The organism is Telluria sp. LT2P34, from assembly GCF_059685915.1.
The window spans coordinates 92969-113283 of the sequence record NZ_JCASIN010000008.1 but is presented as its reverse complement, the minus strand read 5'-3'; the positions used below and the strand labels follow the sequence as shown (position 1 = coordinate 113283).

The window sequence follows — 20315 nt, the reverse complement described above, 5'->3', positions numbered from 1 at the left end:
GGGATTAACTAGCGTAGAAAGTACAGCGCACACTTTATGCTACGGCAAATAAGATGCTTCACTTTGTTCAAGATCAATCATCATGTCCGACGCTATTTCAGCTAAGCTACAGATAAGATGATTCCTTCGTCAATTGCCGCATGCGATAGCGCATTGTCAGTGGAACCGGCTTCGCGGTCGGCGGCGATGTAGGACACGAACATTACTGGAAGTGGTGAAGTATATTTCTGGGCAGTCGTCTTATTGCCCATGACTTCACCTCGTTCTACCGCAACCAGAAAGATAATGGCTTTTAATTGGGTTCAAACCGCAGTCCAGCACGGGACGAGGTGAAATTTTCAAATAATTGACTATACGTGTGTGTAGGAGAGCGGACCTTGCGAGCAAGGCGATGCCGGGCGGCCGTCAGAGCCGTAGTCGCTCAGTCGTGGGGACATGTCGTTTAACAATATGCCTTGAAGCGTAATCCCAGCGTGGTTCAAACGATTGATCGACTCACTAATTTGAGCTTTATTAGTGAGGCTGGAATTTGCAACCAGGAATACTGCGCCCGCCTGTGTCCCAATAATCAGCGCCTCGGAAGCTGTCAATAGTGGGGGCGAATCGAGCAGCACGAGGTCGTAATGCACGCTAATCTGTTTCAAAAATTGGCTGAAATTAACGTTTAGAAGGAGTTCAGAACAGTTCGGCAGGAGTTCTCCGGTAGAAATGAAATCAAGGTTGCGCGCTACTTCACTGTGAATAGTTTCACTGACGGACGCCTTGCCCAGAATTATGCTAGACAGCCCTGGCTCGCGATTTACTCCAAAGTAATTGTTCAGTTGGCCGTTGCGTAAGTCGGCATCGATTACGAGCACGCGTTTTCCGCTTGCGGCCATCACGGCAGCAAAATTGGCTGTAATAAACGATTTGCCGACGCCCTTGGTGGGTCCAGCTAGCATTACAATGTTGTTCCGAAAATGTGGCATCGAAAACTGTACTGCGGCGCGGAAACTTTTTAGACTTTCCACCGCTGAGTCCTCAGGCATCACTTCAGCCAGCAGCGGGAACCGGCCCGCTCCCTTTGCCTTACGCATTAACTTCTCCTGGATGGTGCTGTGTGGGATCGTTGCATAGACTGCGCGCGCTCGTAGCATTCGTTCAATTTTCTTTGGGTTATCAATCCCTCCTTTTATTGCCTTGCGAATATACGCAACTAGCGTTCCCAAGAACAGACCGGTGATAGCGGCCAGTGCTACTATAAGCGAACGTCTCGGCTTGATCGGCCTTTCTGGAAATATTGGCATGTCCACCATTCGTACGTTACTGACTTGTCCCAAGGAACTTAAGCGCAGCTGTTGGGCGGTGTTCGACAGGGCAGCGTAGAGGTCAGACTTCACCTTAATGTCCCGCGTAAGTTTGGCTTGTTCTTGCTCTAACTTAGGTATCGTCTTAATGCGCGCGTTAATGGCCACGATCTCCGCGTCGATTTCCCTGCGCTCGTGGTTGACGGCCTCCATGAGGGGATGATTCTCGGTGAAGCGCACTAATAACTCCGCTTTTTTATTGATGAGCTCAGCACGTCGTGTGCGCGCCGCTGCTTCCTGTGTCAGGCTCAAACGAGCTTCCTCTTGGAGGTCTACCGTGCTATTAACGTTACGGAACTCGTTATACCGATCCTCGGCCTGCTCTAGCTGACGCTTCAAGACGGGAAGTTGCTGGTCGAGGAATGCAAGCGACTTTTCCGCTTCTTCGGTTTTACGGGCAAGATTTTGCCGCATGTATTCGCGTCCAATTTCGCTCAGAACGCTATACACACGGTTCGCATTTTCCCCCTGCAGTTTTACTTCGATGATGCCAGACTGTTTCCCCTGCTCAGTCATTATGAGGGAATTTTGTATTGTCTGAGTCATCGACATGCGCGACAGACGGCGTAGAACGAACTGCGCGCTTGGCTTATCGGCTATGCCGTCGACCTGTAATTCAATCAAGCCTTCATGTGTCGGTACGCGGTAGCGTAGACCGACTTTACCGTCCAGTAAGATGGTGCTATCACTGCTGGCCAAGCGGAAGCGCTGGCCGCCTAGCGAGGTAAGTGAGAATTCGCGTCCTAGCAATGAATCAGGCACCTCGAACAATGATACATCTGCTTTCTCCCTACCCCAAACGTACCCCCCGTAGCCGAATAGACCGGGTCGGAATACGCCTTTCTCGTTTCGCCTGGCAATCCACGATCCTATTGCTGGAAAGTATTTTGGTTGTACGTCAATATACAGTTGCAGTTTGTCGAGCGAACGCGACACCACTGTACGTGATCGCAACAACTCGATTTCAGCGATTGCGTTCTTTTTTGTCTCGAACAGTGAGGACGCTTCGCTTAGTATATTTTTGGACGCGTTTGAACTCTCTTCCTCAACATGAATTGTTAAATCAGCCTCGTACACTGATTTCGCTAGCAGCACATATAAAACTGCTATAAGTGTAATAAGGACGGTGATTCCGCTAATTAACCATCGGCTGTCGTACACTGTGTACAGATACGCCTTAAGGTCTAGGGCAGATTCGTCCTGTTCATGGTCAGTGTGTGGATCGAAAGGAACGCCGAGGATAGGGGGACGGGGGGCGACCTGGATCAGGGCATGGTGCTCGGTTACGGTACTCATATATTTCTCCATGTTCGAGGCCGTAGAATCATTGTCGGTTGGTCGCAGTAACTGCAGATGAAAGGGCGCCTGGGATTAAAAGGCTGATTATGCGGTTCCAGTTTGCAAGCGGCGTCGCGGCCACATACACAATGTCTTTGGGCTGTAGCTCAAAATCCTCAGCCATTGCCAATGAGCCAGCGATACGAGCGTCAAGTTGGAACACACGGGTACGCGTTGGTGTTTTACGAACGACAAAGACTTGGCGAGCATCCCCGCTTAACGGGTTGATACCGCCGGTTTCACCGAGTGCTTCATTTAGCGTGAGGCGGCCGTCGTGCATCATCAGCGCCTTAGGTGTGATCACCTCGCCTGAGATAAAGACCTTGCTTTCATCCCGAGAATGGACGCGAACGACGTCTCCTGGAGCGAGCATTACCAGTCCGGGGTTGACGCCTCTCTGTATAAGCTCGCGCAGGTTAATGCGATAGCGCTCCTCGCCCCGCTCGAGTGCGATACGGCTCTGGTCGGCCGTGGGCAGTAAACCGCCGGCCCGGTTGAGCGCTTCAACAAGAGTCATCGGAATGTCATTGATCGCCTGCAGACCAGGCTGCTTGACCTCTCCATCGATATAGACCCGTTTACTCCGATAAGCCTGCACACGCAGCGTAATGTTTGGATTTGTTAAATACTTTGCAAGTTTTGTTGTTAGCAGAGCGCGCGCCTGTTCCTCAGTCTTTCCGTCTACAGCCAACAGACCAATCAAGGGAAACTGGATTCGGCCTTGATGGTCTACTACAAAACCTTGTTGCGAAATTGCCGCATTGCCCGTATCGGCAGCCCCTGCAATAGTGGTCCCGCTGGCCAGCTCGGGGTGGTCCCATACCACGATCGAGAGCACGTCACCACTGCCGATCACGTAGGGCGGCTGATTTTGCACAAGTAGCTGTTTTAGGTTTTGATCGTCCACTTGCCGGTGCTGCCGACGTTCGGCTGCGATTAGCGTGTCGGTGATCATTTCAGCGGAAGGAGAGCCGCTGGCTCCAACGTCGCTGTTTTTTAGAAACTGAACAGACGGCGCACAACCCGAAAGGGACATTTCGATAGCCAGGACCAGCCCAAGCCGGCGCAGGCTACCATTGATGCCTTGACAAGAATGCTTAAGCGCAATTTTCATATGTGCCTGCCGAGTTGAGTTAAAGTTTGCATATCTGAAATCCAGAGTAGACCCAGTAACCGGCCTAGACTTTGGCCTATATCAAATTCAGTCACATCATTGTCTGAACACGGCGCCCATCTCATGCGTGACAAAAACAAGCTTGAACAAACGTCGCATTCGGGCGAAGGTTGTTGCTGGTAAAGACGTGTTGCCCATGCTCCCCAAGCGTTTCCTCATAGAAGTTTTCAACTTGGTTGTTTATTAATGAATGACTTGGCAATGGTCTGCCAACTGTCCTTCATGCAGTGATTTGTAAGGACTAAGTCTTTTTGGAGTATAGGTAAAACGTTGGATAAGCACGTTCTGCTGATCTCACTCCGGTAGGGTGCATTAACAGAACCGTAGAGCCAGCATAGTGTTAGGGTGTTTTTGTTCCAACGACGACTGCATTGCTATATGTCGAAGAGTCAGAAAAGTACGTAGTATGCTTATTTATGGTACGAGCAAAACAAAGGTTGAGGACGATCAGCACTGTGAAGGACGGATCGGGCACCAACTAATGTATGTTTCTCGAAAATTGCTTACAGATTGCGAGATTTTATAGCACCGGCGGCTGTCCTTTAGTCGGCGCTAGTCGAACGGATAGCCGCGAGTAGTCAGCGATCAGACAACGGTGTCCATTCTGTAGATGCAGCGCAGGCTTTAAGCGTGGCTAGCCGGAGATCTCAATCGCTTTATTGCTGGGCAATCTCGTCCGGGTAACGTTATTCAACTTTAATGACGCTTTGCTGTGAGGATTTTTGCCCGGTACTGCGTGCGATGTGAAGCGTTTTTTCGCGCGCTTTACTGCTATCGAGGGAATTGCGGTTTTTTAGCTCATTGATCACTTTTGTTTCTAGATCCCGAAGCCGCCTGTCTGAAAATTTTGATAGATCGTACATGTCAAACCTCGCTAGTTTTGTCCGGTAGTTACTGTATGCCAATCAATGCCATCGACTTCAAGCAGTTGTTATCAAGTTCGTAATCAATGAAGATGTGGCGCGCGTCCTGTTCAGCATAAAAGTTTACCGGGCGTTGAATCAAAGCAAACATCCTTTGCATGGATGTGAGTTGCATCGAAGAACCACCATCCATGTAGTGTTACACAGCACTCTCAACTGTTCTGCTAGTAGTAGCGCGTATCCAGTTTTCGAGGACTGCAGCGCTGTGAGGTGGCACGTGTAAGCCAAGCTTTGTGCGCCTCCAGAGTATGTCTGCGCTGCTCTTCGCCCATTCGTGGCGCATCAGGTAGTCGATTTCGGCGGCGTATAAGCCGGGCACGACCTCGTCCCCCATCTCTGCCAAGCTGTTTCGTTGGTCGAGCAAAGTTCTGATGCGGGTCCCGTAAGCGCGACCGTAACGCTCCATTAGCTGTGTGGGCATCCATGGGTAACGTCGCGTCTGACGTTCTTTCCACTCAGCATATTCGAGTACGCTTCGTTTATCGGGCTTGGAGCCGAACAGGTCACCTCCAGGCAGGCAAGCGTTTGCCGTCCAGGCAGGGGTAGGGTGAGCAAGAGCGGCACTAATTTGGTCAACGGCGTTCTCGGCGAGCTTGCGGCTTGCCGTGATCTTGCCCCCGAATACGGAGAGCAACGGTGCGCCTGACCGGTCGATTTCAACTCGGTAGTCTCGCGTGGCGCTGGCTGCGCTAGAAGCGCCGTCATCGACCAGAGGACGAACTCCCGAATAGCTCCAAATGACGTCGTCCGGCGTAATTTGGCGCGAGAAGTATTGATTTGCGATCTCGCATAGATAGCTGATTTCCTGAGCGCTGATGACTATCCTGTCTAGGTCGCCCGGGTAATCGACATCGGTAGTGCCAATCAGCGTAAAGGCGCTTTCGTAGGGCAACGCGAACACTATGCGCCCGTCTAAATGCTGGAAGACGTAGGCATGCGGATGCTCGAACAGGCGCGGTACAACGATATGGCTACCTTTGATAAGGCGTAGTGTGCATGCGACCCGGGGCGCATTTGAAACATTCATTACCCTGTGCAGGAAGCGCGCTGCCCATGGTCCAGTAGCGTTAACTAAACAGCGTGCGGTAACTTGGAGGCAGTGCCGCTTTCCATCCAGCGTCGCACTCCAGTAGCCTGGGTGGCGATGTGGCGGCGCGCAACTGGTTTGAGTGAGGATAGTGGCTCCGCGCTCGTGTGCATCGACCGCATTGAGAACGACGAGTCGCGCATCGTCGACCCAGGCGTCGGAATACATGAACCCGTGCGTGAACCGTGGCTGTAGGGGAGCGCCGGCCGGATGGGAGCGGAGTTCGATGGCATGCGAGCCGGGCAGAAACTCCCGCTGAGCCAAGCGGTCATAGAGGAAAAGCCCAGCGCGGATGAGCCACGCAGGCCGCATTCCTGATGTCTTACCCACTTGATAGGGCATCACGAAGTGCAGTGGGCGGATGATGTGTGGCGCACTGCGCAATAATGTTTCACGTTCTAGCAGAGCATTGCGTACAGAGGCGAACTGGTAATGTTCAAGGTAGCGCAGGCCACCGTGGATGAGTTTGCTCGACGCGGAAGATGTGTGCCCTGCGAGGTCGTCCTTCTCGCATAACACTACGCGCAGACCGCGTCCAGCTGCGTCACGTGCGATTGCTACTCCATTGATGCCGCCGCCAACGATGAGCACGTCGCAATCGAGCCGTTTCATCAGTTGGTCCAAAGCAGTCTCCTGAAAAGCGATCAATCTAGTGTACTTCGGCGTGCATCGGCCGCATTGGCATAGATCAAACTCCCCTCCGGCAGTTACGTTAGCCGATCGCTCGCGTCTTCAGTACCGATGTCTTGCAGCTGACGTGTAAAACTGCAGCGCAACTGCCTTACTACGAAGCCAACTGCAGGAATAGATTAGTTAAAGCAAGCAAGCAAGCGCACGGCACTAAAGGTTAATAGAATGTCCACTATCCGCCGTGGATTAAAATTGGGAATGCAACACTTTAAGGGTTATTGAGGAGTGTTCGCATGAAACAGCGACCTGGAATTTTCTACATGGCGCCAAGGCGATTCGTCGCAAAAAATTGCCCAGCTGGTCGACCGTAATCACTCGTCTGTTATTCTGATTCTGGCGGAAACGGGTGGCATCCGTCCAGCCCAAAGATGATGCTCTCGACTGGCGCTAATGCTCGCTGAGCGCGAGGAAATATCGCGATCAGTAGTAGCTGGCCAATCGATTCGCCCCCTTGCCGCCACTCTCGGACGGGCACCATCCACAGTCAGTTGAGAGGTCAGGCGAAATGGCGGTCTGGAAGCTACCGGGCAACCCAGGCCGAGCAGCGCGCCTGGGATCGGGCGCGACGTCCCAAGCCGTGTAAGCTCGTGATGAATCCAACGCTGGCCGACATCGTCGCCGGCAAACTGCAGTTCCAATAATTGCCGGAGCAAATCGCTGGTTGGCTAAAGCAGGCATACACGGGTGACGTGGACTTCCATGTATCGCACGAAACGGTTTACCATAGCTTTTATATTCAGGCTCGAGGCGCTTTGAAAAAGGAATTGCACGAGCACTTGCGGCGCAGCCGAAACATGCGCCTATCTCGCCATCACACACAAAAGACCGACGACCACGGCAGGATCAATGGAACGGTATCGATCAGCGAACGGCCTGCCACTGCAGAGGATCGAGCAGTGCCCGGGCACTGGGAAGGCGACCTGCTCTTTGGCAGCCATAACAGCCAGATTGCTACCTTGGTCGAGCGCCAGAGTCGTTACGTCATGCTCGTGAATTCCGCAGGCAAAGACACCACATCCGTCGCTGATGCATTGATCTTGAATGCACGAAAGCTTCCACAGGAACTCTATAAATCACTGAAATGAGACTGCGGAAAGGAACTGGCTGACCACAAGCGCTTTACTTTGGACACCCATATCCAGCTATATTTTTGCGATCCTCATCAGCCTTGGCAACGTGGCTCTAACGAAAACGCCAACGGGTTCTTGAGGTAGTATTTTTCAAAAGGGGCGAACCTCTCGACGTACTCGCAGGGTAATATTGGCAACGTAGCCAGGCCCTGAACGAGCGTCCACGGAAACTCTCAACTACCAAACACCCGCACAGCGACTTCATTTTTCTCAGAGAAGGTTACTGCTCCCAAACTATGAGGATGTCGCTAATGCGCTAACTGTCTGCCCAACCTCAGGAGACGTTAAATGATCGTGCGGTCCGCGTTGATGGCGCGAACCTACCGAAGAAGTTAGAACGGTTACATCTTTACCAATTCTTTAAGGCGGGACACGAAACTTAACGTAAGCTGCCGGTATACTGCACGCATTGCTACAAGAAGATTAAAATCAATGTCGGCGCCGGTTTTTCGACCGGCGCCATGAGTTTTAATTTAGGTCTGTTTCGTATGCGCCCATGTCAATCCTGACGCCGCGTGCCTTGCCGTCGATATCCACCGATGGGGCATTGGTGGTCAGGCCACGGGCAATGGCTGGAGATGTGGCTTGCAAACGATAGTCGCCACCTCCACCAGCGATATAGCGCACAAACTTTGGATCAGCCGCGATTATTCCAGTCTTTGTAGCGCTGCTTGGACTGGCCATGTCAAAGTTAGTGCGATTGGCAAACACCAGATTGTTGGCCACGCTGTTGCCCACGTCCTCAGATGTGATGGGACCCTGAATGCCGCCACCGTTTGCGTAGATGATGTTGTTGTGTACTTTAATTCCGCGAGTAGGGCAGCCATTGTTATAGGCTTCCTTGCAGCCCCCATACCTGACACCATATCCAGAGTTTCCGAACAGTGTATTGTTCATGATTAGGGTGTTGTTGTCGTCATGCCCTAAGTTGATGCCCTGGCTGGTTGCATAGACAATGTTGTTCGTAATAGTTCCCGACGAATTGTGGTAGATCCCCTGAATGTATCCACAACCGCCGCCAACATTGTGGACTTTGTTACCCACGATGCTATAGTTGGAGTACGTCTTACCGCGGCTCTGGTCGGTGACAATACCGCCTCCGCCCCGGTTATCACAACCAGATGCGGTGGCAACATGATGAATCCAACTCCCTCTGACAGATGAATTGCCACCGGTCATTGCGATACCGATACGTACGCTTGTACTACCCGCGCCGTCGACTTGGAAACCTTCGACATCCGTATATCCGCCTCTAACACTCCACATTGTGTAGGCGCCAGCAACGGGTTTAAGCACGGCGCCATGTTTGGTTGTTGAAACAAAGCGGATACGCGCACTTGCCGTACCGCTAACGGTGGAAGTAACGGTCTCGACGTACAAACCAGCTGCGACGTGCACCGTCGTCCCCGGCTTAGCTAGGTTAGCGGCGCGCTGGATGGTACGAAGCGGCGAGCTGCCTGACGTGCCCAAATTCGTGTCCTTGCCCAGTGTTGAAACATACAACGTCGCTGCGTTCGCGCTTGCGCTGAACAGTGAAACAGATCCAGCGACGAAGAGCGCGATTGATGTCTTGGATAGAACAAAAGTTTTCAACGGGAATACCTTTAATCGTGAAGAGAAGTAACTTTGACGAGAATCAACTGCCAAAGTTCAACGTTTCATCGAAAAAAGTTTCCGTTATGATCTATTTCACCACGTAAAATAACAAAGTCATATGGCTCGCGCACCGGCATCGAAACAAGCAGTCTGAAGCGTGATCGCTTGACCTAATGTCTACGAAAATCAGATTGTCGGTTTATGGCTACTAAAGCAATTAAAATCGAATCTGAACTATGGACAAAATCCTATATCTCACCAACTCATTTGCCGATCATGAAAAAGGCTTCTTGAGAGACCAGCCAGTAGCTACTGGACGGTTAGTCGCACGCGAGGAATGGATGAGCTTGATGAGGGAAGATCGTGATCATTTTCAGCTTGCCACGTTTCCAGCTGAAGAGTTGAATTTACACTTAACATATGAAGAAGACGTCATTGAGTGCACGGTGCTGGCAACATGGTCGGACGAAGTGCTGCACTAGTTTTTTCGGTAAGTGGAAGAGCTAAGACAAGGAAGTCGATGCATACCTCTGTAAACCACTAAAAGTTTAAACGACCGTATTAGAGGCCACAATGGCGGTTAAGCAATGTTTCAATACGGTAATTCTGACCTGTATACTGAGAGTTGATTAAGAGCAAACAGGACCCCCGGCTTTCATCTCTAGGTCGCTGTACGAATCGTTGCACTTATGATCCTTGGTTCGCGTTGTCTTTTTCTTGACGGCACTTTATTAGTGTTTGAAACAGCGCTTGACCGCGCACTTAACCGCAAACAAATAACTGAGTGGCTTTTAACTCATTCGCTTAAGTCCGTTTGCGATTGGCAGTCCTAACCTGTTCGAGTATACTGTTGAGGTACCATTGAATCCGCAGCTGCCGTAAGCATAGGTAGGCCAGAATCATGCCAACTTCTTCACATAGTCGGCGCTCTGACCGAATCTATAGCAATAGCCAATGATCAGCATGCGAGCCATTATATCGGGATCGATCGATCGTCGACCAGTATGGATGTATGAATTTGCAACCTGGCACAAAATTCGTCGGGATCGAGGAAGCGGTCCACTGGGCTCAACAGATGGTCTTCGGGAACGTATTCTAGAACTGATCGATACAAATAGCTCCCGCTTCGTTGCTTAATGTCCCATCGTCGCGACCCCCATTACATGACCACTTGGACAACACTAGGTCACTAAGATCGCAAACTCGAGCTGAATTTTTCAACGCAATAGGCCAAAACCGGACTTTTATGCTCGTCCGTCGAAACCCAACGAGATGTTCAGCCCTAGTTCTGATCCGACTCAAATTTTTGGAGCGTTCGCAACGGCTTTACACTTTCACATCTTCAAGAGAGTTTCCAGATGTAATCCAAGCTTTGACCCATGCTGGCGGTCGTCCACGACCACTCCACTGCTGAGTTGGATCTTCGGGATTACGATACTTGATCGAAGCAACGCCTTGTTTTGGCGCTTTACCGACTTTGATGGCGCGAAGCTGCTTTTCAGACAGCCCGGCGTTCCGCGCAATATGAAGAATTTGCTCACGCGCCTTACTAATACTCAGAAAATGTTGAGTTTTTAACTCGTCGATCACTTGAACTTCTAAGGCGCGGAGCTGGGCCAGCGAATATTTAGATAGGTCGTGCATTTGCGTGGTGTCTCCAATGGGTGAAGCTGCACCCTACCACGAATGAAGAATTAGCTGCCACTCACTAGTCTAGGTTGCGACCATAGGAAACCTGCAATGGTAGGCTAACGTACCGTGGCATGCGATCTGGTCCTCGAGCCGCGACGTATCGTTTTGAGCAGACGGGCTCGCACGACCGCTATCGCCCCGCAGCAGTCCTTTAGCTGCTGACTGGCAGTACTACCAGCCAAAAAACGTCATATGCCCGATAGCCCTCTGACCAATGCGAGTTAGGCACGGCAGCAAAAAGGGTTATGCATGGCGGCCCGAGGCGTGCAGACGGTAGCATGCGGGACTGGTCATGTATAGGTAGCCAAACAGGGCCGCAAACCCGAAGTTAAGCATGACATTGAACTAGGCAGTGTCGGGCACAGTGTCGATTATTAGCTGCGGGTACAACGTAATCGCAAAGGCAAGCGTAAACGCCGCTACGTTGCCGATCACGACGTAATGAATTTCGGCGATGTCCTGCACGCGGCTGGCCGCAAAGTTCATCACGGCGAAACCGGTGAGCAATGCCCCGTACAACATGGCCATGCCGCGGCCCGGAGTGTTGAGGCTGTCGGCACCATATGTTTCAAGCAGCGCATCCGGAGCGAACATCAGCGCGATGCCAAACACGAGGCCAACGGATGCAGCGAGCTTTAGGATCAAACGATTTGTCATTTCGACCTCCCGGCGAATGGCAAAAAGTCAGCGCGCAGCGCGGAAGCAAGCGTATGGACACCGTAAGCGGCAAACCACCGCATATCCAGATTAGGCCGAAAATTGAACAACGCAAGGGGAGAAGAAGCAGGTTTGGCCTGTAGAGACAAGGAACGGTCAAAGATGCCCAAAGTGAAAAGACACTCTTTTATTGCCTAATGAGACAGCCCCCTCCTTGTTGAGCTACTGACGCGACCCGTAGAGTGAACCAACGTATCTAAGTAGCGAAACCATAAAGCGCGCGCGTGAGCATATCTTCGTAGAGGAGTGCCAGGGCTACTTCTGCCCTAAAAAACTCGACAAGAGCGTGCACAACTCTGTTGGCTGATCTTTAGCAGATAACAATCAATTTGCGCTTTGATGCAAAAGTGTTAATATCGCTCAAGTTCGTAGTACGGTTCGCTACGACGAGGTTTCTGCGAGAGGCTAAAGGCCATAGTTACTCAATTAATCATAATTGTCGTCGACCTTAACGGATGGAGTGTCCTGTGACAGTGCCTCAACTGCCTCTCGCGGCTTTTATGATTGATGTCAGTGGTCAGATTTTGCACTGGAATTCGGCATGTGAAAATATCACTGGGTATCTAGGCGAGCAGATTAAAGTGAAAAAAATAGAGCGCTTTTTGGAGCTTAATCCCGATGATAAATTGGTATTACTTGGTCAAACCGAAAATCGGATATATACAGCTCACCTGAACCGTGCTGACGGGCAGCGCATTGCTATTCGCACGATGTTTTCCGCGGAGCCATTAGGGACTTGCCCGACAGTCAGTGTAATTCTGCTGCCAGCGGAGCTACCTAGTACTTCTCTAGTCCTTGATCTCACAATTGGCGGGGTGATCGAAGAACTGCCTGGTGTCTTCTACGTAATCGATGAGAGCTTCCATTTGGTTTTATGGAACCGTCAGCTCGAGGATGCACTTGGGATGAGCGCTGAAGAGATCCGCTCTATCAAGGTTCAACACCTTTTTGACGCACGTGATCGTTGTGTAATTGTTCAGAAAATCGCGGAGGCATTCGAGCAGGGGCACTCATCAATTGAAGCAGAACTCGTGGGCACTCAAGGCAAGCGCACTCAATACCTTTTCCATTGTACTCGAACAATTCTAGCGGGACGACCTTGTATATTTGGGACAGGTCTAGATATTTCGGCGAGAAAAAGAGTCGAGCGCAGCCTGCAAGTACGCGAGCGTGCTTTGTACGCAAGCGTTAATGCAGTCCTAATCACTCGCTGTGTAGGGGACGAGGGTGACCACGAGATTGAATACGTCAATCCTGCCTTCGAGCAGATCACCGGTTACACGCTTACAGAAATTCAAGGGCGCAATCTCGATTTTATGCGCGTCGAAGGCAGCGACGTCCATGACTATGAACGCCTATATGAGGCCTTTCGTCACGGGAAGAGTGTACGTTGCGTAGTGCGAAACCGGAAGAAGAACGGAGAGATTTTCTGGAACGATCTTCGCGTCGATCCTGTCATAAGCGTCAATGAGGATGTTACTCATTTCGTCGCTGTAATTGCAGACATAACTGAGACTAGGCATTACGAGCGACGTTTACACCACTTGGCGCACCATGATTCACTTACCGGTCTCGCAAATCGCATGTTGTTGTTGGAACGCTTACAACTTGCTATCGATGAGGCAGTGCGTAACCGAACACTTGGGGCCTTGGCCTTCCTCGATCTCGACAACTTTAAACACATTAACGATAAGTTAGGGCATGACTCGGGGGATGCTGTACTGCGCGAGATTGCTGAACGGTTGCGTGCAAACGTGCGAGAGCATGATACGGTTGCCCGATTCGGCGGCGACGAATTTATACTCCTAATAAATGAGCAGCCAAGCCATGAACACGTAGCTGACTTACTAGAGCGTATTCGACGCAGCGTAAGCACACCAATGCTCATCAATGGGCATGAGATTGTGCCAAGCACAAGCATCGGCGTTAGCGTCTTTCCTCATGACGGTAATGAGGTTGACCAAGTCATGCGTGCTGCGGACGCTGCTATGTACCATGCAAAATCGCTGGGCAAGAACAATGTTCAATACTATTCCACTGAGCTGGGTGAGGCTGCGCGAGAACATTTGCTCTTGCAAACCAGCCTGAGCAGTGCCATTGCCACTGACGAGCTAATGCTGGGCTTTCAGCCGAGGATCTGTCTGCGCAGCGGTAGGGTAATTGGGGCTGAGGCTCTAGTACGTTGGCAACGGCCCAACTACGGTATGCTCGCGCCGGATAGCTTCATCCCAGTCGCGGAAGAAACAGGCTTAATCATACCCCTCGGCGAGTGGGTACTAAACGAAGCTTGTAAGGCGTTAAAAGCGTTATCAGCGGTAGGTATTAACGACTTTTTTATCTCAATTAATTTATCCGCACGTCAATTACGAAATCGTCTTTTTGTTGATGTGGTAAAAGATAATCTCCGAAATCATCAAATTTGCCCATGCAATCTTGAGCTGGAAGTGACAGAAAGTCAGTTAATGGACAACCCTAAGGATGCTAAAAATGCACTTTTTCAACTTAAGGCGTTAGGCGTGCGTTTGTCAATCGACGATTTTGGCGCTGGTTACTCAAGTCTCAGCCACTTGCGCAACTTTCCAGTTGACTACATAAAAATCGATCGGTCGTTTTTAAACAACCTCGACGTGGATGAGAATGACGTCATTCCCCGTGCCATTATTGCACTAGGTCATAATCTGAAACTGCAGGTTGTGGCGGAAGGCGTTGAGACGCAGGAACAGTTGGACTTTCTGCGTTTCCATGACTGCGACCAGATGCAAGGGTTTTACTTCAGCCCAGCTGTGCCGTATGACGAACTGCAAGATATGATTCTTAAAAAAGTCATTTTGACTTCCTAAAGGTTTTTAAATCTTTGCATGAGATCGCCAGTGCCTCACTACTCGGCGCACACCCTGACATTGCCGTAGATCGCCATCAAAAATTTCCACTTGCTATACGGCGTTATCACTGGTGCGTAACCCTTGATTCGACAAGTCGTGCAACCTTGCACCTTTTCCCGTTTTAGAGGGCTACTGTCGTTGTGCGACAAGTTCCCATTGGGTACTACCTAGCAGGTGGCAACAGAATGTAGCGCGGCAGTTTGTAGGCTAGGGTCGCCGTGTCATGATAGGTAGTTCAGAGCTGAAATATCGATGTTTTTTTCATACTACCCGGTCACCTAAGGGTCGGCAGCGAGCTTTTCGAAAACAGCGTTGCATCAGCTCCGCTGGCCATTCAAAATAGCCGATGATTGATAACGATCAAAAGTGACATAATTTTGGTTCGCTAGAATATATATTATTTTAATGACAGCAATAAGTATGCCTCAGCTGTTCAGCGCGACTGCAGCCGTCTGCCTCAACGGCGCATGCACTGCATTAACTAGTTGCATCAATTGAATTTTAGCCACTAGAAAGGTAGCGGATTCCGAGTGAGAGACGACGTACGCTTTAAAACTCTAAGTCCGGACAGTTTCTGAATATAAAAGCTATTTCGATTCCAAGATATGAAGAGGCAAAAACTTCAGGTCCATATTTTGCTTATGTTGACTAATTCTTTAAAGACTGCTGTGTTGTCATGGCTCAAAAGGCTTGGCGAAAATCTGGAAAGACGTATCGCACAGTTGGCGATACGAAATGGATGGTCAGAATCAGAGGAATTCTATTTATTCGAGAAACGCCGGATGCATAATTAAGGGGCTGGAAAAATAGCGGACAATTAACGGCACTTAGGCTATCACTTGTAGCGGTTTGTATTTCCTACCAGTGACCGTCTCCAGGTGTTATTTCAATTCTATAGCGTATGCTGGCACGACGTTAAAAGAACCAAAGGAATGCTTTTTTTCAAGTAAATACCTCTTGTCGAATTTAAAAATTTATTCTTCTTCTTTGTTTGCCCGACTCTGAAAATCCAGGATTATGTTTTTTGAGCCAGTATTCTCGTTGTACAATGGGTAATAATGTATTTGAGAACTACATAGGTAGGAGCATGTGGGGGGGTAGCATGAGCTGTGACACTAACCGCTCACGGAAACATAAGCCTTTGTTTCGCAATGTTAATATATATACACTTCTCGCATTGTGTTTGATCGTTGTAACATCGGTTCTATTTTATGGTTCGCTTTTATGGCTTATTTGTAGTGAGTAGTGAATCGCCACGGGTTTCATAGACACTCACGATCCGCTGGAAATACTGCCTTTCATATTCGACCGACGGCAAGTCATTGCTCAAGCTGTGCCGGCGCTTCGGATTGTAAAACATATGATGTAATCGAAGACATCAGCTTTGCTTCTTCTCGGGTGCCGTAGTCTTGCGTCGGATTCGCTCCCTTTCTAGAGATCTGGAAGAAGCTCTGGGCCGCAACGTTATCGTGGCAGATTCCTCGTCGGCTCATGCTTTGCTGCAGATTGCGCTGGTCGAGGAAGTCGCGCCGGTCATAGCTTCTGAACTGACTACCCTGATCAGAATGCAGCGTTACCATATTCTTGGGCGGCCGTCGCCAAGCCGCCATCGTGAGCGGATTCATTGCCATCTCTCGCTCGATGCGTGAACTCATCGACTAGTCAATTAGTCGGCGCGAAAAGAGATCAAGCACTACGGCCAAATCTAACCAGCCCTCATAAGTGCGGACGTATGTAATATCTGTTACCCAAACGCGGTTGGGGTTTTTGCACGTTAAATTGGCGTTGAAGATAGTTGAGCGCCACGAGCGAAGGCGCGCCGCTACGCTTGTGTTTGCGCCTGGCGTAACAGGTTTGCGAATGAAACCTGGTCGAGCTCATAAGACGGTGGACGTGATTAATGCCGCATTGCTCACCGAGTTCACGCAGATCGTCGCTGACTTTCCGATAACTATAGACGCTTCCCCAAGCGAGGGCTCCTTAAATCGGCGCGGGTAGCCGCTGGTCTTTCTTGGTGCAATGGCTTTCGGGATTCAGTTGTTAGGCATAGAAGCCGCTCGGCTGCACCTCGAGCACTTTGCACAGCCGGCGCACCATGCATTGGTCCTGTAACTCTGCAATTAACGTGTACATTACCCGGACGTCTTGGCAAAGTACACCGCGGTCTTTTTCAATATGTCGCGCTCCTCAGTGACACGCTGAGCTCGGCCTATAAGCGACGCTTCTCGTCGCACTGGGCATCGACTGCCTTGCGTTCAGCCTCAGGCACACCGTGGCGCTTCGTTTAGCAATACAGGTTGTGGATGCTTACCGCGAGCCGCTCCGCTACTTCGCTCGCCGGGTGCCCACGCTGGGCTACCTGCTTGACTGCTGCTATCTTGAATTCTTCTGTGTACCGCTTGCCACCCATACGTTCTCCTTGTGCCCGAGATTATGGCTCAGGAGTGTCTACGGTAGTCGTGGCAATTAAAACTGAAGTGCTCAGCCTTGTGCATCTCGTTGTGCCGCCACGCTGCACACGAACTTAACGGTCAACGTCTCTCCTATCAGCTCGAAAAGCATGTCGATATTTGTACTTAAGAGCGCACGTGTAGCGCATTCAATTTGAAAGGAAGATTGGCTCGAAAAGCTCTCTTCAAGTAAATTCAGAATTTCGCTGCGTGATTGATTGATGTGTAATAAAGGTAACCATGGAAATTCGGCTCGATGTTTCTCTGCGCTGCGCAAGAACATCACGTTCACGAGGGTGGGATTTAGCAAAAGAGAAAATTTCGCCATGTAATCACGCCACGTTTTGATAATCCCGAAGCTCGGAGACTGTCCAACCTCATTCCTTTCTAACAGAACCTGTACCAGTTCAGCACGCAAGGACATGATTGATTTTCCTTCGGTGGAACAAACTACACTTTAGTCATGCAAGCAGAGTGCAGCGACTTAGCTTACACCCAAGCAGCGAAACTTGCAGCGTCGTCCTGGCAAAGAATGTCTTTCAAGTGCACGGCGTAAACTGCTTGGAAACGACGGTCTGGCAGCGCACGCTGGTCCGTGGTGATTGGATCAAGGTACTGCTCGACAGGATCGAACCGGGCTGCGAGATCGGAATGGAAGCATGTAGCGGCGCGCACCACTGGGCCGGGTTGCTACAGGCAAAGGGATACACGGTGCAGCTAATCGCTCCGCAGTTCGTTAAGCCCTATGTGAAGAGCAACAAGAATGACGCGAACGATGCCGAAACGATCTGTGAAGCGATGAGCCGGCCGAGCATGCGTTTCGTCGCAGTTAGAACCGTCGAGCAACAGGATATCCAGGCCGTACACCGGGTGCGCTCGGGCCTGATGGATCAGCGCAAGGCGAAGGCCAACCAGCTGCGGGGCGTGGCGTCCGAATATGGATTGGTGGCGCCGAAAGAACTGCTGCACTTGAGGTTGGCAATCCCCCGGTGGCTCGAGGGCGAGGAAAACGTGCTAAACGAACGTTTTCGTCGGCTGTTGCGTGGGCCGTGGCGAGATCTGCTGGCTTTCGATGAGCGTATCGAGGAACTCGACCGGGAGATCGAACAGCTCGCTCGGCAAGACGGAGTGTCCGTACGGTTGCAGCAAGTGCGTCGCGTCGGGCCGCTTACCGCGACGGCATTGCTGGCAACGGTTGGAGTCCCGAGTCAGTTTTCTAACGGTCGACAGATGGCTGCTTCATTTGGGCTTACGCGCAAGCAAAGCAGCTCTGGAGGAAAGGAGCGCTTGCTCGGTATAAGCAAGCGGGGCGATGCTTACCTGCGCAGTTTGCTGGTGCATGGCGCCCGGGCTTCCCCGAACGGCACAAGCGAAAACGGATCGATTAAGTATTTGGGTGATGCTTATCGCGATGACGCGACACCCGAATATTGCCGCGGTAGCGTTGGCGAACATGACGGCCCGTATAGCTTGGGCGATGCTTGCTAGAGGAACAGACTACCAACGTAAAGCCGCGTAGCACAACTGTAGAAGTACCTGAAGAAGTATTCGAAGCATGATTGCATGACAAGCCGCATGATGGCCAACATGTCGAACTGACGCTGATGAAACCCGATAACGTCTGAGGCCTCCAAGCCCGTCGAAGCGATAGAGAGTCAGCGCGCGAATAGCCCATCAGGGTCTTGCACCTGGACAGGTGCAGTAGTACGAGACCGGATATACGTGAGCAGTCGTACCTCATAGCCTGAAGACGGATTGTTTGCAAACGAGGAGGAGTCCATATACGGACACTCAAACGCTGCGGATCGCTCTACTGCAGATTCAAGCGCGCGCCTTGTCAGTGCAGGACTGCTAACATCGTATGCTTCTTTCGGCCGTCCAAATCATCGAATGTCACGTCGCCCTGAAACAGATAAGCGGAACGACCCGCTGACCGCTCATCAGATTGAACGCGCGCTTTACATAGCGGAGTGCGAGGGCGTAGGTCCGGCGTTGGCCTTCATGGAGGAGGTGGGCGTGTCACGCCTCCTTGCGCTTCGTGTCCTTACATCACCGACCCATATTCGCTCGCAAGAGCGAAGGGGCGTTCGAAGTTAGCAGCTTTACTCGCGTCGCTTTCGACGACTCAATGAAGCGCTTATTCTCAATGCCTCATTTTTGTGTAACGAACGGTCAGATAGCTCGGTCGCGTTCTGTTTGGACAGAGTACATGTCATCGCTAGCTTCTCATCATTTACACCAAGTGTTGGTCCAGGCATTTAGTAGTCAGCCGGTCCGTAAGTCGTAGGGGTCGCCGGCGCCGGCCAGTAAGTGCACCAGTAAGAGCATGGTGGCCCGCGCGGACGACAAGGCTGACATAGACGCCATCCGGTGCTTGCTGGCAGACCTCCCCAGATTCAAAGTCCATTGCCAGTCATGCCATCCACCACAAAATCAACGCGATTGCCCGTGTTCTCGATGACCTCCCTGACCTCATTGACTGTAGCGCAACCGGTGACGCTACAGGTTTCATCATCGCCGGTGAAGAGGCGGCCAAATACCCAGCCGAAAGGGTCAAGGTACACATGCAGCACGTACTGGGTCATGTTCATCTCGCTCAATAACTTTTTAGTAACCAATTGCGCATCGACGCTTAGACGTGCATACAAAAGGCCTAGATGGCGTTTTCAAGTGCGCAGCAAGCAAAGTATGAACCGGACGTAGAGAAAGCGCGAGCGGGTCCTCGGCCGCTGCTTGGACGCGAGCGGGCCTCCACGCCTTGGCACAACGGACGATGACGTCACATTAAGCCGCTGACACGCTGCTGGTACTGGCCACGTTGTCGGCCAGCGTTCCGGCAGCGCCACCCTTAATGTCGTGCAGCTCCTTGGACAGTTGGGCGTTCTCGGTGAGCACCGCGGCCAGCGGCATCGGCTTAGGCCGGCGACGCACCGACCGTGTGCAGTGCACCTGGCGCCGCCAGGGAATTAATGATGGATCCTGCAAACCAACGCCGCCGATCACAAACGGCGGTGCGCTAGTTAGCTTGGCTGAGGTTGACCCATGGCTGGTCAATTGCAAACGATACAGGTCCGGTTGTAGTACATCAAACGGCGCCTCCTGTTCGAGCGGGAGAATCAAGACTTCTATACACAACAGCCAAGCATGTTGTTTAGTAACGACCTCGACCGCCCTATCACCGTCTACGGAATCGCGTCGAGTAAGGATCGCACCATGCAGCCCATCGTGCAGACGCGCGATCTGGTCGGGCGTATTAAGGGGCATGCCCGCGAGATCCGAGCCGTCCCCCA

The 20315-nt window shown here is 51.2% G+C and carries 12 protein-coding genes and 3 pseudogenes; 4 read left to right on the top strand and 11 right to left on the bottom strand.

The window, feature by feature from the left end; all coding sequences use genetic code 11:
* Window positions 1-350 precede the first annotated feature (350 nt).
* The 3 genes from AC56KZ_RS18530 to glpD form a co-directional block, all read right to left on the bottom strand.
* Complete coding sequence (locus tag AC56KZ_RS18530) at window positions 351-2642, bottom strand: polysaccharide biosynthesis tyrosine autokinase (protein ID WP_497163656.1); 2292 nt, start codon at window positions 2640-2642, stop codon at window positions 351-353.
* Window positions 2643-2670: 28 nt separating this feature from the next.
* Window positions 2671-3798 carry a polysaccharide biosynthesis/export family protein gene (locus AC56KZ_RS18525; RefSeq protein WP_497163655.1) on the bottom strand — a complete coding sequence of 376 codons (1128 nt, stop codon included), beginning with the start codon at window positions 3796-3798 and terminating at the stop codon, window positions 2671-2673.
* Between the two features lie 1122 nt (window positions 3799-4920).
* Entirely contained in the window at window positions 4921-6480 is a 1560-nt protein-coding gene (gene glpD / locus AC56KZ_RS18520; RefSeq protein ID WP_497163686.1) for a glycerol-3-phosphate dehydrogenase, read from the bottom strand.
* Between the two features lie 324 nt (window positions 6481-6804).
* Here glpD and AC56KZ_RS18515 point away from each other — a divergent pair.
* A pseudogene (locus AC56KZ_RS18515) lies at window positions 6805-7899 on the top strand (IS30 family transposase); the annotation flags it as partial.
* A 257-nt stretch (window positions 7900-8156) separates the two neighbouring features.
* Here AC56KZ_RS18515 and AC56KZ_RS18510 read toward each other — a convergent pair.
* Complete coding sequence (locus tag AC56KZ_RS18510; RefSeq protein ID WP_497163654.1) at window positions 8157-9281, bottom strand: DUF1565 domain-containing protein; 1125 nt, start codon at window positions 9279-9281, stop codon at window positions 8157-8159.
* 239 nt (window positions 9282-9520) lie between these two features.
* On the opposite strand from AC56KZ_RS18510, the gene AC56KZ_RS18505 reads away from it, so the two are divergent.
* A complete protein-coding gene (locus AC56KZ_RS18505; RefSeq protein ID WP_497163653.1) occupies window positions 9521-9766 on the top strand; it encodes a hypothetical protein in 246 nt (81 codons plus the stop codon).
* A gap of 417 nt (window positions 9767-10183) precedes the next feature.
* Here AC56KZ_RS18505 and AC56KZ_RS18500 read toward each other — a convergent pair whose 3' ends face one another.
* From AC56KZ_RS18500 to AC56KZ_RS18490, 3 genes are all read right to left on the bottom strand, one after another.
* Window positions 10184-10318, bottom strand: a complete 135-nt coding sequence (locus AC56KZ_RS18500) for a transposase (RefSeq protein ID WP_497163652.1) — start codon at window positions 10316-10318, stop codon at window positions 10184-10186.
* 292 nt (window positions 10319-10610) lie between these two features.
* The gene (locus tag AC56KZ_RS18495) at window positions 10611-10928 is read right to left on the bottom strand and encodes an H-NS histone family protein (RefSeq protein ID WP_497163651.1); all 318 of its coding nucleotides are present in this window, start codon (window positions 10926-10928) and stop codon (window positions 10611-10613) included.
* Window positions 10929-11321: 393 nt separating this feature from the next.
* Window positions 11322-11633 (bottom strand): hypothetical protein, encoded by a 312-nt coding sequence (locus tag AC56KZ_RS18490; protein WP_497163650.1) that lies wholly within the window; start codon window positions 11631-11633, stop codon window positions 11322-11324.
* A 527-nt stretch (window positions 11634-12160) separates the two neighbouring features.
* On the opposite strand from AC56KZ_RS18490, the gene AC56KZ_RS18485 reads away from it, so the two are divergent.
* Entirely contained in the window at window positions 12161-14533 is a 2373-nt protein-coding gene (locus AC56KZ_RS18485) for a sensor domain-containing protein (RefSeq protein WP_497163649.1), read from the top strand.
* Between the two features lie 1264 nt (window positions 14534-15797).
* Here the strand turns inward: AC56KZ_RS18485 and AC56KZ_RS18480 are convergent.
* A pseudogene (locus AC56KZ_RS18480) lies at window positions 15798-16985 on the bottom strand (IS3 family transposase).
* A gap of 71 nt (window positions 16986-17056) precedes the next feature.
* The gene (locus AC56KZ_RS18475; protein ID WP_497163648.1) at window positions 17057-17449 is read right to left on the bottom strand and encodes a hypothetical protein; all 393 of its coding nucleotides are present in this window, start codon (window positions 17447-17449) and stop codon (window positions 17057-17059) included.
* 50 nt (window positions 17450-17499) lie between these two features.
* Between AC56KZ_RS18475 and AC56KZ_RS18470 the strand changes: the two are divergent.
* A pseudogene (locus tag AC56KZ_RS18470) lies at window positions 17500-18544 on the top strand (IS110 family RNA-guided transposase).
* 877 nt (window positions 18545-19421) lie between these two features.
* Here the strand turns inward: AC56KZ_RS18470 and AC56KZ_RS18465 are convergent.
* The gene (locus AC56KZ_RS18465) at window positions 19422-19610 is read right to left on the bottom strand and encodes a hypothetical protein (protein WP_497163647.1); all 189 of its coding nucleotides are present in this window, start codon (window positions 19608-19610) and stop codon (window positions 19422-19424) included.
* Window positions 19611-19809: 199 nt separating this feature from the next.
* Window positions 19810-20289: a hypothetical protein gene (locus AC56KZ_RS18460; RefSeq protein WP_497163646.1), complete on the bottom strand. Its 480-nt coding sequence runs from the start codon at window positions 20287-20289 to the stop codon at window positions 19810-19812.
* Window positions 20290-20315: the final 26 nt, after the last annotated feature.

Coding starts and splice junctions, on each gene's coding strand:
- glpD (WP_497163686.1), bottom strand. CDS start 6,480: ATGAAACGGCTCGATTGCGACGTGCTCATCGTTGGCGGCGGCATCAAT.
- AC56KZ_RS18490 (WP_497163650.1), bottom strand. CDS start 11,633: ATGACAAATCGTTTGATCCTAAAGCTCGCTGCATCCGTTGGCCTCGTG.
- AC56KZ_RS18495 (WP_497163651.1), bottom strand. CDS start 10,928: ATGCACGACCTATCTAAATATTCGCTGGCCCAGCTCCGCGCCTTAGAA.
- AC56KZ_RS18475 (WP_497163648.1), bottom strand. CDS start 17,449: ATGTCCTTGCGTGCTGAACTGGTACAGGTTCTGTTAGAAAGGAATGAG.
- AC56KZ_RS18530 (WP_497163656.1), bottom strand. CDS start 2,642: ATGAGTACCGTAACCGAGCACCATGCCCTGATCCAGGTCGCCCCCCGT.
- AC56KZ_RS18505 (WP_497163653.1), top strand. CDS start 9,521: ATGGACAAAATCCTATATCTCACCAACTCATTTGCCGATCATGAAAAA.
- AC56KZ_RS18525 (WP_497163655.1), bottom strand. CDS start 3,798: ATGAAAATTGCGCTTAAGCATTCTTGTCAAGGCATCAATGGTAGCCTG.
- AC56KZ_RS18465 (WP_497163647.1), bottom strand. CDS start 19,610: ATGACCCAGTACGTGCTGCATGTGTACCTTGACCCTTTCGGCTGGGTA.
- AC56KZ_RS18460 (WP_497163646.1), bottom strand. CDS start 20,289: ATGCCCCTTAATACGCCCGACCAGATCGCGCGTCTGCACGATGGGCTG.